We start from the raw sequence: 13,907 nt of genomic DNA, 5'->3' as shown, positions 1-13,907 counted from the left end.
CCTTGACTGTATCTTAACTGCAAAGATACCTGCGACCCATCGAAGGGACTCGAGTGAGCCAGGTTACTTCAGGAGTGGAAGCGGGATCACTGCCCGCCCGCAAGGACGGCGCGCGGTTCTACCAGGCGCAGTACCGGGTCCGGACCGGTGACGTCGACCAGGACATGCGGGTGCGGCTCGACGCCGTCGCCCGGTATCTGCAGGACGTCGCCAACGACAACCTCGAGGCGACGGAGTTCGGCAAGACCGAACCGTTCTGGATCGTCCGACGCACCATCATCGACGTCATCCGGCCGATCACCTGGCCGGGGACCGTCACGGCCCAGCGCTGGTGCGGTGCCCTGTCGACCCGCTGGACCAACATGCGGGTGCGCCTCACCTCCGACCACGAGACCAACCGGTTCAACCCCGACGAGCGGCCCGACGGCCTGATCGAGACCGAGGCCTTCTGGATCAACGTCAACGAGCAGGGCGTGCCCTCACGCCTGTCCGACGAAGCCTTCGAGATGCTGTCGTCGATGAACGACGAACACCGCCTGCGGTGGAAGTCGATGAACCCCGAGAAGGCCCCGGCCGCCGAGGACATCTCGCTCCCCGACCGCGAGCACGTCCTGCGCATCACGGACTTCGATCCGTTCAGGCACCTAAACAACGCCGCCTACCTCGAGGCCATCGAGGACGAGCTGGTCGAACACGCCGATCTCGTCGACGTGCCGCACCGGGTGGTCATCGAGTACCTGCGCCCGATCGTGCCCGGGACGCGCCTCACCCTGCGTCGCGTCCGCGAGGGAAACCGGCTGACCGTGTGGCTGCTGATGCCCGGCACCGGCGACGAGCTGGTCGTCGCGGCGAGTGTTGTGGTGGGCCCGCTGCCGACCTGATCCCGGGAGCTACTGGCCGCCCTGGAGCAGCAGCTCCATCAGCTTGATCGGGGCCGCGCACGGGTCGCCCTGGGGCGCGCCGCGGGGTTCGACGAACCACGTGAAGATCCCACGACTGGGCGCCCGCGCGGTGACGCCGCAGACGCCGGGACGGGCGGGGTCGCGTTGCGTGAAGGCCGACTGGCTGGCGACCTTGATGTTCTCGGTCTGGAAACCGAGCTTCTTCGCCGTCTCCTTCTCGAGGTTGACGTTGCCCCACTCGAACCAGTTGAACGTCACGCTGACGACGTCGGTCGCACCGGACACCAACCACCGGCAGATGGCGCCGCTGAAAGATCGCTCGGCGAACCCACCACCGGCGACGACGTCGGCGATCATGGCGTCGGGCAGCACGTCGCATTCGAGGAGCAGTTTGTCGAACTGATCGGTGTCGATGTCGCTGCTGCCGGACTGTCCGGCGGCGCCCACCGGCACCGGCTCACCGTCAACCGTCCGCGAACACCCGACGAGGGCGGTCAGGCCGAGGAGAAGGGCGACGAGCATCGCCGGCAGGCGCCTCATGACGCACGCTCGATGGACAGTGTCGCCAACTCCCGTGCGGCGTCGCAGATCTGCTCGATGGGCCGGGCCTGCGCCGCATCGCCCCGGATGGACCATTCGAAGAAGTCGGCGCCGAATCCGATACCGACCTCACAGATCTGACCGGACTGGGTGTATCCGATGAACCCCTGATGTCCGTCGATCTCGAGCTTGTTGGTGACGTCGCGCGACAACTTGACGTTGGCCTCTTCACGCCCGATGGGCGAGCCGCGGTACCAGTTGAAGGACGCGACGGCGCCCGTCCGCGAGCCGGTGGTGTCCCACTCGCAGACCGAGGTGTTGTTGACGGTCTCGGTGAGTCCGCCGAATCCGGTGATGCGGTTGACCTCTTCCAGCGTCACCCCGCCGCACTTCCCGAAGAACGGACCGGAGCCCGCCTGCGCCGGGGCCTCGGGGGTGTTCGGCTTGTTCGGGTCGGCCGGCTGGTCGTCCGAACAGCCGCCGACCAGCAACACGACCGCGGCGAGGAAGGCGACGAGGAGGCTCGAGTCGCGGAGTCGATCGAGTTGTCGCCGTTCACGTTTGGTGGGCCGCCCGGCGCCACGGTCACGACGCGGCTGGCTCGCCAGGATCTCCTTCGGGGAGGCGGCGGCGAACGGTCGATGAAGCACTCGGCGGCCAGCGGGGCGGACACCCGTTTGTTGATCGTCTTGGTGACCTCGACGATGCGTTCGTGTCCGGCGAGCCGGACACGGATCTCGTCTCCCGGGACCACGGGCTGTGCAGGCTTGGCGGTGATGCCGTTGACTCGAACATGCCCGCCTCGGCACGCGGCACCGGCCGCGGATCGGGTCTTGGTCAGGCGGATCGCCCAGATGTAGGCGTCGACGCGTGTGGCCATCGTCAGCGACCCGGCCGCCCGGCCGCCCGGCCGTGGTGACGACCCGAATCGTCGATCATGCGCCTGCACTCCCTTCACCCGCATGTGCCCGCCGGCACCGCGCGCGGCGATGCGGTCGAGCTCATTGGCCACCACTGTAGCCGCGCGCGTCGCCGAGTCGAGGTTCACCGCGCGGGCGTCGTGCTCAGCGTTTACGGCTCAACAGGTACACCCCGCCGCCGACGGCCAGGATGGCGAACAGGATCGCCAGAAATGTCTGGTCGAGCAACAGCAGGACCACGAACACGGCGATGCCCGGTGAGACCGCGACCAGACTCATCACCGGATGCTGCCGGACGACTTCCGACACTGCTCTGCTTCTGTCGCGATCGATCGCCATCACGGCCTCCCTGGTCGGCTCGGCTTTTCGTCCAGCGTTGCTCTTCGTCCAGCCCTGCTCTTCGTCCAGCCTAGTCACTGTTCGTCGGCATCGGTCGGGGGTCGATCCCACGACCGACAGAGCCCCGGAAATGGTCGACGCCCCGGCACGGATCAAGTCCAATGCCGGGGCGCCGGTCTGTGGGGCGGCAGGTGTTATGCCGCTTCGGCGCCGGAGTCGCTCGACGAGCCCGCACCCGAGCCGGAGTCGCTGCCGGAGTCCGACCCCGCGTCGCTGCTCGAACCGCTGCCGCTGTCGGAGCCGGAGCCGGAGCCGGAGCCGGAGCCGGAGCCGCTGCCGCTGCCGCTGTCGGAGCCGGAACCGCTGCCCGAGTCCGAGCCGCTGGAGTCCGAGTCACCGCCGTCGCTGTTGTCCGCACCGGCGTCGGAGCCCGCGTCGGAGCCACCTTCGTCGACCGAGGCGTCGGGCGCGCGGTGCTTGCCCTCGTACCCGTCGTCGGCGGCACGATGCTTGCCGACGTACTCGCCGGCCACGTCGCTGCCCGAGTCGTCCGCGTCGTCCGCGGTGACCTCAGGTGCGTCGGTGTCCGCGAAGGTCGTCGCCGCGAACTCGGTGGGAGCCGAGGCCGCGACCCGCGCGACGGTGTTCTGCTGCGGGATCACCGCGTCGTCGGTCGCCGGGATGCCGAAGGGGAACTCGTAGCTCGGGATGCGGATGACCGGGACGATCTGCCCGGTGTCGAGCTGGCCCAAGGAGATGACCGGGACGCCGAGACGGTTCGGGCGCCATTCGCCGTTCACCTCGACCAGCGGGCGGAACGTCACCTGCGAACCCAGCCATTCGACGGTGATCGGCCCGGTGAAGCCGTAGTCACTGGTGAGGCGGAGGAAGTTGCCGCTGAACAGGTCGTAGTCGCCGCCGATGCTCAGGCGCGAGAAGTCCTTGGAGAGGGACATCCAGTCGCCGTCGAAGTCGACGCCGGTACCGCTCAGGATGGCCGCGAGAATCCCCTGCAGCGCTTCCTGCCCGGCGTCACCGAGGACACCCGTCGGATCGGAGAGGAGTGCCGTCGGGTCGGTGAGCGCGAACTGGAGCTCGCCGTTGGGCTGCTGGTAACGGAAATCGAAGGTGCCCAGCACATTCGCGCATGCTCCGACGCCGTCGGCGTAGGCACCGGTGAGGCCGCCGTAGCAGCCGACGCCCTTGATGCCGGGGATGGACGTGACCTTCTGGCCAAGGACAGTCACGTCGAGCGCATCGGTGTTCCAGGCGTGCGCCATGCCGAGGAGGGCGAAGGACTTGGCCGTGCGGCCGTCACTCGCGCCCGCGGTCGCGATGCTGAGCGGCAGGTACGAGATGGCTGTCGCGTCGCCTTCGCGGAACGCCAGGGCGAGCTGGAAACCGTTGCCGATGACCTTCGCGGAGCCCTTGGTGTCCGGGGCGTCGGCAATGGAGCGCGGGATGTTCAGGCCGATCCACCGCGCGATGTCGCCCAGGATCGAATTGGAGATCGTTTCGATGGTGCCCTTAACCGGGTCGTAGATGCCGACTGGCACGACCTCGATCCGGTCGGGAAGCACGATGGCGATACCGATCCCGCCGAAGTCGGTGCTCGACTGCGAGCAGTCGGCGCCGCCGCGTTCGCCGCCGGAGACACAGGACTCGATTCGCCACTTCTCGGCGATGTCAGCGAGCGCACCGTTGCCGATACCGCTGACCAGTTCTCCGAGAGGGTTGCTCGTGTTGAAGCCGTTCGACCATGTCTGCAGCTTCTGTATGGAGTCCGGGAGCAATGCCGCCTCGGCCGCAGCCGGCTCCATCGCCTGCCCGGCGCCGATTGCCGCCACCGTGGCGAGCGCGGCCGCGCCCGCGACGACGCGGTGTTGACGCTTCTGTTTGCGGTCCGCGCGTCGCGCGACCTTCTCCGAACGCTGAATCCCGTTCCGCCCCATGCTGGTCACCCGTCCAACTTCCTCTCCCCGACCCCTTGCGCTGAGCAAGTTAAGCATTGGGGATCGAAAATTGGTAGCCAACCGGACGCAACGGCACGAATTCGGCTCGCCTGGACAAACGACCAGGTCGGGCGCGGGCACGTGGTGTGTGAGAGCGCTCGAATCCGTATGACGTCGAGCCCGGCTTCCGGGTTCGACGTCATACGGAACGGATTCGGATTCGGCGGTCTACCAGCGGTCGCGGTCGAGTTCCGTTCCGGCAGCACCGGCGTCGGCCGCGCAGCCGAAGCCGACGATCCACCGTGCCGGCCCGGTCTCCCCGGCGGTCACCTCGACCTTGCCCAGCATCATCGGTTCGGGGAGCGCAGCGAGGAACGCGCCGAGCGCGGCCGGCGACAACCGCCAGATCTCACCCCGGATCGCCCGCCCCGCACCAGGATCGCGGATCAGTCCCGGCTTCGGCGGCGTTGTGTCCAAGGCGACGAGCCGGTAGGCGGGGGTCGTCGTGATCTCCCCCGCCCATCGGGCGCCCCGCTCGCTGAGCTCATGAGTGAGCGGCCCGCCCCGCATGTGCGCACCGAACACCGCGAGCTCGATCGAATCCTCGGTCTCGATCCACGACGCCGGGACGTCGTGGTCGCCGAGGAACCGGCCCGCCACATCGACGAGCACCGCATCCTCGTGCGCCGCGCCCAGGAAGGTGACGCCGAATTGTGCTTCGGTGCCGTCGGTTTCGGATACCACGCCGCTCGGGACGGCGAGACCGCAGAGGTCGAACAGATTACAGAAGTTGGTGTAGGTGCCCAGCCGCGAATTGACGCCGACCGGGTCCTCCGCGACCTCCGCGATCGTCGGGTGCGCCGGCGCGGTCGGGACCATCAGCACGGTCGCGTCGCCCCACTCCCCCATGGCCTCCGCACGGAGTTCGGTGAGGCGCCGGCGTGCGCGCAGCAGGTCGACGGCGGTGAATCGGGAAGCGGCACCGATGATCCCGGCGACAGTGGGATCGAGGCCGACGGCATCCGGGTCCGCCGCGTCCAGGAAGTCGCCGACCGCATCGTGCCGTTCGGCCACGAGCGCGTCCTCGTACAGCAGTTTCGCGGCCGCCAGGAACGGCGACAGATCGATGGTCTTGATCACGAGTCCGGCGGCCTCGGCCCGCAGGACCGCCTCGGCGAAAGCGGCGCGCCACGCCTCGTCGAGCTCGGGCAGCTCGGCGGGCACCGCGACGACGGGACGCTCCGGCGCGGCCAACGGTGCCGACGGGCCGAACGGTCGCGGCCCCGGCGCGACGGCCATCGCCGCCATCGCCCGGTTCGCCAACGCGAGGTCAGCCGCGAAGATCGTGACGGTGTCATAGCTCGCACACGCGGGTACGACACCTTCGGTGGAGACCGCCCCGACCGTCGGCTTGATACCGACGAGGCCCTGGAGGCCGGCGGGCACACGGCCCGATCCGGCGGTGTCGGTGCCGATCGCGATGTCGGCGAAACCCAACGCGACGGACACCGCGGAACCCGAACTCGAACCGCCCGAGATGCGCTCGGGACGTCGTGAATCACGCACGGCTCCATGAGGACTGCGCGTTCCCACTAGTCCGGTCGCGAACTGGTCGAGGTTCGTCTTCCCGATCACCACGGCACCGGCGGCCCGCAGCGCCGCGACCACGGGCGCGTCTGCCGCCGGCGTGTACGCGTAGCCCGGGCAGGCCGCGGTGGTCGGCAGCCCGGCGACGTCGACGTTGTCCTTCACCGCGAGGATCGTGCCGGCCAGCGGCCCGCCGGACGCCAGAGACGCGTCGACATCGGCCGCGACCTCGTCCTGCGGACGCAACGCGATGAACACCTCCGGACGGTCCGCCTCGGCGATCCGCGCGTAGATCTCCTCGACCTTGCTCATGCCACTCGCTCCTCGTTCTCGGCCACCTCGGCGGCGAACTCTCCCTGAGCAGACCACCTCTGACGTTCCTCGGCCCGGGCGATCTCCATCTTCTCCCGCCGGACCGCGATGTCGGCGGAGTTCTCGTCGAGGAATCGCTGATGTTCGGCCAGCGAGAAGACACCGTCGACGATCTTGGTGCTGTCCCCTCGTCCGGCGGCGACGTCCGCGCGCATGTCGAGGAGTTCCTCGGCGCTCACCGGGTACCAGTGGATGCGATCGAAGAAGCGCAGCAGCCAGGGGTGTTCGGGATCGAAACCGGGCGCCGGCTGCGGATGACGATGGTTCCACACCTGCGTGGTACGTCCGACGAACTGGTAACCGCCGGGCCCCTCCATGCCGTAGATGCACATGTACGCACCGCCGATGCCGACCGCGTTCTCCGGGGTCCAGGTCCGGGCGGGGTTGTACTTGGTGGTGACGAGCCGATGCCGGGGATCCAGCGGAACCGCCACCGGCGCACCCAGATACACATCGCCCAGTCCGAGCACCAGGTAGCCGGCGTCGAACACGGTGCGATAGACGTCGTCGACGGAGTCGAGACCGTTCATGCGGCGGATGAACTCGATGTTCCACGGGCACCAGGGAGCGTCGGAACGGACACCGAGCATGTAGCGTTCGATGGCCTCGCGGGTGGCCGGGTCGTCCCACGACAGCGGCAGATGCACCGTTCGGCTGGGAACCACGAGGTCCTCGGCGGCGGGCAGCTGACTCTCACATTCGGTGAGCCACTCCAGCATCTGGGTCTGCGACCACACGTCCGGGTCGGCCTTGACCTGCAACGAACGAATTCCGGGCGTGAGATCGACGAGGCCGCGCGGCTTTTCGGCGGCGATGCGTTCACTCAGGGCGTGCACACGCGCCCGGAGTGCGAGATCGAGCTGCATGTCGCCGTATTCGACGAGGATGTTGTCGTCACCGGAGCGGCGGTACGTCACCGCCGTCGAACCGTCGGCGGTCGTCGTCGAGCCGAGGATGCCGTTGTCGGCGTCGCCGCCGGAGGAAAGCACGTCGACGAAACTCGCGCGCCGGCCGAGGCCGGTCTCCTTGGGCGACGCGGTCTCCTCGCTGCGCACGGCCACGAAGCGGATCGTGTCACCGGGCTTGAGCTGACCGAGCTTCCACCGCTGGGCGGTCACCACCGTCACCGGGCACACGAACCCGCCGAGACTCGGCCCGTCGGGTCCGAGCAGGATCGGGGTGTCGCCGGTGAAGTCGAGAGCTCCGACGGAGTACGCGTTGTCATGGATGTTCGACGGGTGCAGACCGGCCTCGCCGCCGTCGTTGCGCGCCCATCGCGGCTTGGGACCGATCAGCCGGATGCCGGTGCGGTCGGAGTTGAAGTGCACCTCGTAGTCGGTGGCGAACACGTCGGCGATGTCGGCCTCGGTGAAGAACTCCGGTGCCCCGTGCGGTCCGACGGTCACCGCCAGTTGCCAGGTGTTGGTGAAGGCGGGCTGCTCGTCACCGAGGATGCGACGCGCAGAGGTGGTCGGACCACCGAGCAGGGCGAGCTGATCGCCCGCCGCGAGAGCGCGGCCGTCGAGTCCGCCGAAGCGGCCCATCGTGAAGGTCGAGCGACTGCCCAGGTAGTCCTCGGCGTCGAGGCCGTCCGACACCGCGATGTACGCCCGCATGCCGAGCGACCCGACGGTACCCACGTCGAGGACGTCACCGGCGGACACCGACAGCGGAACCCATTGCGGCACAACCCGTCCGTTGAGGGTCACGGTGACCGGCGCGCCGGTGACCGCCACGACGGCCTCCTCGTCGAATCGCAGTGCCGGACCCATCAGGGTGACCTCGAGGCCGGCCGCCGTCTCGGGGTTGCCGACGGCGAGGTTGGCGAGCCGGAACGACAGGTCGTCCATGGGTCCGGACGGCGGGACACCGACCTTCCAATACCCGATACGACCGGGCCAGTCCTGGATCGTGGTGAGTGGGCCGGATCGGATGACGGTGACGGGGGCCGGCGTGGAGGCCCCAGCGGAGGCAGACATGGTGTGGTTCCTCGGTGAGTCGGTGAGCGGGGTACGGATCGACGCGTGTCAGGCGGACGGCCCGGTCACGATGACGCGGACCGCGGTCGGGTCGAATCCGTTGCAGGGGTTGTTGATCTGCGGGCAATTGGAGATCAGCACCAGGGTGTCGGCCTCGGCGCGCAGGGCGAGTCGCTTCCCGGGCGCCGACAGACCGTCCACGATGCCGAGGGACCCGTCCGGGTCGACCGGCACGTTCATGAAGAAGTTGACGTTCCCGACCAGGTCGGCCTTGCCGAGTCCGTGCCGGCTGCCCTCGATCAGGAAGTTCTCGACGCAGGCGTGCTGGTGCTTGGTGTGGTGCCCGTAGCGAAGGGTGTTGGACTCCTGCGAGCAGGCGCCGCCCACCGTGTCGTGGTTGCCGACCTCGTCGGCGACGATCGTCATCAGCGGATCGCCCTCCTGGTCACGGATGACGGTGCCGGTGGTCAGGAAGATGTTGCCCTGTGCGGCGATCGTGGCCTGCGCGGAGTAGCGCTTGGTGTGGTCGCCCGCACCGTAGAACAGGGTGTCCACGGCCTGGTTGCCGTGGAGGTCGACGATGGTGAGCACGTCGCCGGCGGCGACGACGCCCGACCAGGGTCCGCGGTCACCCACCGTGGCGTCGTAGACGACCGTGCCGGTGACGAGCGCGAGGTCGGCGGCGGGCGCCGCGGCGAAGTCGATGGTGGTGGTCATGAGTGTTCGTCCTATCGGGAGGGGGAGCTGGAGAAACGAGCTGCGGCCCAGACGTCTTCGGAGTTGGCGACGGCCCGCTGGTATTCGGGATCGGTGTCCGCGACGCCGGCCAGCAGCGCACCGAGATCGGGTTCGGCCTTCCACGCGAGCACCTCGAGCGAGGTGGTGTCGAAAGTCGGCGACGGGTCGACGGGATGTGCGGTGTTCACGATCGCCACGACGCACGGCAGATGCAGGACGAGGTCGACCGACGTGCCGGCGCCGGCGGACCCGGTGGAGCGCAACGATCCGTCGTCGTCGACCTTCACACCGTGGAAGAACGACACCGAGGGTGCGACGTCGGTCGGCGTCAGTCCGTGCTTGGCAGCGGCGAGGGTGAACAGCTCACGTCCCGCGGGACTGTCCGAATGCACTTGCCCATCACCGTATTTCGCGGTGTTGGCGGCGAGATTCGTGGTGCCGCAGAGCGCGTCGTGGTGTCCGGATCCGTCGGCTACGATCGTCGCCAGGACCCGGCCCTGGTCGCTCAGCAACGGATGCCCCGCACCGAGATAGGCCTGCCACGGCACCTTCACGGTGTCGGCGACATTGAGCCGCTCCCACGGCGCGTCCGCACGCCACAGCAGGATGTGGGCGCACGCCGAACCGGCGACGTCGGTCAGGCGCAGGCGCGTACCGCGGGCCAGGACCTTGCTGGTGTAACGCCCGCCGGGCACGGTCTCGGCCCACGTGAGGTCCGCGGGGTCGACGTCGGCGGGCGGGTTCGGCCAGTTCGACGCCGGGACGACCGGCATGCTGTCGGTGATGGTGCCGGCCTGCGACCGGGCATGTTCGCGGGCACCCGCGGTGGTCCCGGTGCCGGCGGCGGTGATGGTGGTCATTCTGGTGACTCCTCTGAATGTGGTTGCGGTTGCGGTTGTGGAGCTCGGGTCACCGGGCCTTCGTGGCTCGTCGCTATCGCTCCTCGCACCTCAGGCAGCGGACCTGGGTGCGTCGCGCTCTTTCACCTCAGGCAGCGGACCTGGTGCGTCGCGCTCTTTCACCTCAGGCAGCGGACCTGGGTGCGTCGCGCTCTTTCACCTCAGGCAGCGGACCTGGTGCGTCGCGCTCTTTCGCCTCAGGCGGCGGGGCCGGCGGGGAACGTGACGGGCTTCGGATGTTCCTTGCCGCGTGGGAAACACGCGATGCCGACGAGTACGGTGACGGCGATGCAGATCGGTCCGGCCCAGCGCAGGATCGGCATCTCGCCGGCGGGGTCGAAGACCTCGGCGCGGGGCCACGCCAGGTTGATCACCATGAGTCCGCCGTAGAGCACCGCCAGAGCGTTGACGACGATCCCGAATCTGCCCAGGCTGAACAGCTTTCTTCCGCCCGCGTCGACCCCGCCCGGGTGCGGCCAGCCCTGGAGGCGGCGGTAGAGCATCGGCCCGGTCACGGCGAGGTAGGCCAGGTAGATCAGGATGATGCAGACGCTGGCGAGGGTGGCGAAGATCGCGGAGTTGCCCACATTGACCAGCAGGATGCCGATGCAGAGCACGCCGATGAGGATCGACGGCGCGATCGGGGTACCGGTCCGGCTGTTGACGTGGGAAAGCTGCGCCGAGAACGGGAGTCGGCCGTCGCGGGCCATCGAGAACATCAGACGCGAGCACGCGGTCTGGATGGCGAGAGTGCAGATGAAGATCGCCACCGCGACGTCGCACAGCAGGACCTTGCCCCAGAAGCTGCCGAGCACCGAGTCCAGGACGTAGGGCAGGCCACCGACGGCGAGTTCCTCACCGAGGGTCGGTGCCGCCATGAGTGCACCGAGCAGCATCAGGCCACCACCGATGGCCGAGACGGTCAGCGCCATCCGGATGGTGCGGGGAGCGACGCGGCGCGGATCCCTGGTCTCCTCGGCGAGTTCGCCCGCGGAGCCGAATCCGACCATCACGTAGGCGGCCATCAGACCGGACACGATGAACGCCCAGATGTACCCGGGCTGCTGTCCGGGAACGCCGGTGTCGAAGACGACGTCGGGGCCGCGGCGGGCGTGGGTGAACAGCGCGAGGATCACCGCGGTGACACCGACGAGCTCGCAGACGACGCCGATGCTGTTGACGCGACTCATCCAGGTGACGCCGACACAGTTGATCGCGGTGACGATGACCAGCAGGATCGAGCCGAGCAGCACCGCATTGGCCGCACCGCTCGTGCTGGTGAGAGTTGGGTCGTCACCGACGATCTGGAATCCCATCCACACCGCCGGCAGCACGACCTGCAGTGCGATGGCCGCGGCGGCGGCCGTGACGATCTGGGCGATCATCATGAACCAGCCGCCGAACCAGCCGATGACCTCGCCGCCCATGCGACGGGACCACTGATAGATGGCACCCGAGATCGGGTAGCGCGCAGCGATTTCGGCGAAGCACAGCGCCACCAGGAACTGGCCCGCGTAGACGATCGGCCAGGTCCAGAAGAAGGCCGGGCCGCCGAACCCGAAGCCGAGTCCGAAGAGCTGGAAGATCGTGGTGAGGATCGAGACGAACGAGAAGCCCGCGGCGAAGGAGGCGAACTTGCCGAGCGAGCGGTGCAACTGCTGCTCGTAACCGAATTCGGAGAGGTCGTCGGCGTCGTGGTCGCCCGCCGGGGCGGTGGCCGGTTGCGCGACGGTCTTTTCCGGGGTTGAGGTCATGTGCGTTCTTTCTTGTCGAGGAGCTCCTCGTTGAGCGCGTATCTGTCAGGTGATAGATAAGCGAACGCACGTTTCTTTCGATTGACAGTTTTGTTCCGGCTGCGAAAACGCAGGTAACGAGTGCGTTAATCGACGCAGGTCGCGGGTTCGCACCGTCATCCGGAGGCCCTCAGGCATGGTCAACTGGTCGGGAACATCCACCAACGCAGGAGGAATCATGGCGACCGACACTCGCTCGGCCACCACATCCGGCGGCCCCGGGCGCCCACGTCTGGTGCCGGCGAGACGTCGGGGCGAGACCGCCCGCGACGAGATCCTCGACGCCGCAGCCGAACTCTTCACCCGCCATGGCTACACCGGCACGTCGACGCGGATGATCGCCGAGGCCGTGGGAATCCGGCAGGCCTCGATGTACCACTACTTCGGCACCAAGGACGACATCCTGGCGCACCTGCTGGAGACGACGGTCCTCGGTTCGGTCGAGCAGGCCCGCGCGCTGCTCGACGCCGAGGGGCAGGCTCTGGAGCGGCTGCTCACCCTGGCCCGTTTCGACGTGGGACAGCTCGCCCGTGCGCGCTGGAACCTCGGGGCGCTCTACCTTCTGCCCGAGGTGGGCGAACCCCGTTTCGCCGAATTCCGCTCCGCCCGACAAGAACTCGCGGCCGCATACTCGGCACTGACGTCCGCGGCCCTGGGCGATCCGGCCGACAAGCGCTGTCTGCTGCCGTTCCGCCTCGTGGAGTCGGTCATCATGATGCGCGCCGACGAACAGCGCGGCGAGCTCGGCGGACACACCGCCGAGGGACTCGTCGACACGATCGTCGGCGCGATCCGGATGTTGACAGAACATCGGCCCTGACGCCGTCCGCGACTGCGCCAGGGCCGATCCTTCGGTTGCGCTCAGCAGCTGCCGATGGCACCTCCCTGCAGTGCGACCTCGGCCATCCGTGCCCACGTGCACGGCACCGCATCACGACGGGCAGGCTGTGACGGCGCGACCTGCTTGACCGCCGGTGTCGGTGTCACGCGCTCGACCGCGGGCGACGGAGCAACCTGCTTGACGGTCGGCACCGGGGTCAGCAGCTTGATGGCGGTCGCCGGTACCGGCGGGGCCACCCGGACCGGAGCCCGGTCGAGCGAGACAGACGTCGGCTGGGGCCGCTTGGCGGGCTTGCGGTCGAGCGGCACCTTCCATCCCTTGTCGTAGCCGTGCGCCGCGCCGATGGCGACGCCGGCGGCCACCGCCGGAAGCGCCACCAGCGTTGCGACCACGGCCGTTCCGATCAGCGGCCCGAAGACCAGACCGGTGGGCCAGAGCGGAAGCGTCAGGAGGAGCCCGAGTCCGCCGCCGACGACACCGCCCACGGCGAGGGCGAGTGGCGCCGCCACTCCGACGCCGATCACGCCACCGACGGCGGCGTCACCGACCATCTGTTCGGCGACCTTGTCCGCACGGGCGGTCGAAACCCCGTTGCTCCGAAGGACATCGGAGATACCGGCCACCAGTTCACCCGAGCCCGCGGTGATGTCGGCGGCCAGCTGCTTGGACACGGCACGCGGTCGGCTGAGCTCGAGATTCCCGATCCGCACGATGTCTCCGGTCGCCGCAGTCCGATCGGCGACGCGGCGGGCCGGGCCCAGTGGGGTCGGACGAATCGCCGTGTCACCGGCCATGACCCGCGGCCAGGACGATGTCACCACCGATCCCTGTTCGGGGGCAGATGTCTTCGACAGCACCACCTGGGACACCGGACGAAGATCCGGCAGTGTCCCGGCGGGCAACGCCATCGTGGGAATCCCCACGGTGGCGATACCCGGTGTCGGCGGGCCGGCCGCGGGGGCGGCGGCGTGGGCAGGCACGGTGACCGCGAAAGACGCGGCCATCGCACAACCCAGCATCGCGACCGCTGGGCGTCGAACGCGCA

11 protein-coding genes and 1 pseudogene are annotated in these 13,907 nt (G+C 68.7%); 2 read left to right on the top strand and 10 right to left on the bottom strand.

The annotated features are described in order from the left end of the window. The first annotated feature begins 53 nt into the window (after positions 1–53). Positions 54–881 (top strand): acyl-[acyl-carrier-protein] thioesterase, encoded by an 828-nt coding sequence (locus tag BLU62_RS29365; protein WP_074854007.1) that lies wholly within the window; start codon positions 54–56, stop codon positions 879–881. A gap of 9 nt (positions 882–890) precedes the next feature. Here BLU62_RS29365 and BLU62_RS29360 read toward each other — a convergent pair whose 3' ends face one another. The 9 genes and pseudogenes from BLU62_RS29360 to BLU62_RS29320 form a co-directional block, all read right to left on the bottom strand. Next, a complete protein-coding gene (locus BLU62_RS29360) occupies positions 891–1,442 on the bottom strand; it encodes a DUF3558 domain-containing protein (protein WP_074854006.1) in 552 nt (183 codons plus the stop codon). Next, positions 1,439–2,322 (bottom strand): annotated as a pseudogene (locus BLU62_RS29355) (DUF3558 family protein). Before BLU62_RS29355 ends, BLU62_RS29360 begins: the two are co-directional and overlap by 4 nt. Before the next feature lie 184 nt (positions 2,323–2,506). Continuing rightward, entirely contained in the window at positions 2,507–2,701 is a 195-nt protein-coding gene (locus BLU62_RS29350; protein ID WP_005201466.1) for a hypothetical protein, read from the bottom strand. A gap of 194 nt (positions 2,702–2,895) precedes the next feature. Then, on the bottom strand, positions 2,896–4,653 hold the full coding sequence (locus BLU62_RS29345) for a hypothetical protein (RefSeq protein WP_074854005.1): 1,758 nt from the start codon (positions 4,651–4,653) through the stop codon (positions 2,896–2,898). A gap of 228 nt (positions 4,654–4,881) precedes the next feature. After that, on the bottom strand, positions 4,882–6,552 hold the full coding sequence (gene atzF / locus BLU62_RS29340; protein WP_074854004.1) for an allophanate hydrolase: 1,671 nt from the start codon (positions 6,550–6,552) through the stop codon (positions 4,882–4,884). Continuing rightward, positions 6,549–8,591: a 5-oxoprolinase/urea amidolyase family protein gene (locus BLU62_RS29335; RefSeq protein ID WP_074854003.1), complete on the bottom strand. Its 2,043-nt coding sequence runs from the start codon at positions 8,589–8,591 to the stop codon at positions 6,549–6,551. The genes atzF and BLU62_RS29335 overlap by 4 nt, the downstream gene beginning before the upstream one ends. A gap of 48 nt (positions 8,592–8,639) precedes the next feature. Continuing rightward, on the bottom strand, positions 8,640–9,308 hold the full coding sequence (locus BLU62_RS29330; protein WP_074854002.1) for an urea amidolyase associated protein UAAP2: 669 nt from the start codon (positions 9,306–9,308) through the stop codon (positions 8,640–8,642). Between the two features lie 11 nt (positions 9,309–9,319). Next, positions 9,320–10,189 (bottom strand): urea amidolyase associated protein UAAP1, encoded by an 870-nt coding sequence (locus BLU62_RS29325; RefSeq protein ID WP_074854001.1) that lies wholly within the window; start codon positions 10,187–10,189, stop codon positions 9,320–9,322. A 236-nt stretch (positions 10,190–10,425) separates the two neighbouring features. Then, positions 10,426–11,982 (bottom strand): amino acid permease, encoded by a 1,557-nt coding sequence (locus BLU62_RS29320; protein WP_074854000.1) that lies wholly within the window; start codon positions 11,980–11,982, stop codon positions 10,426–10,428. A gap of 217 nt (positions 11,983–12,199) precedes the next feature. Between BLU62_RS29320 and BLU62_RS29315 the strand changes: the two genes are divergently transcribed. Next, on the top strand, positions 12,200–12,841 hold the full coding sequence (locus BLU62_RS29315; RefSeq protein ID WP_074854323.1) for a TetR/AcrR family transcriptional regulator: 642 nt from the start codon (positions 12,200–12,202) through the stop codon (positions 12,839–12,841). A gap of 41 nt (positions 12,842–12,882) precedes the next feature. On the opposite strand, the gene BLU62_RS29310 is transcribed toward BLU62_RS29315, so the two are convergent. Then, the gene (locus BLU62_RS29310; RefSeq protein ID WP_244278433.1) at positions 12,883–13,866 is read right to left on the bottom strand and encodes a hypothetical protein; all 984 of its coding nucleotides are present in this window, start codon (positions 13,864–13,866) and stop codon (positions 12,883–12,885) included. Positions 13,867–13,907 lie beyond the last annotated feature (41 nt).

The sequence above is a fragment of the Gordonia westfalica genome (assembly GCF_900105725.1).
Taxonomy (GTDB): Bacteria; Actinomycetota; Actinomycetes; order Mycobacteriales; family Mycobacteriaceae; genus Gordonia; species Gordonia westfalica.
The sequence above is the reverse complement of the archived record's forward strand: the minus strand, read 5'-3'. Positions and strand labels throughout refer to the sequence as shown.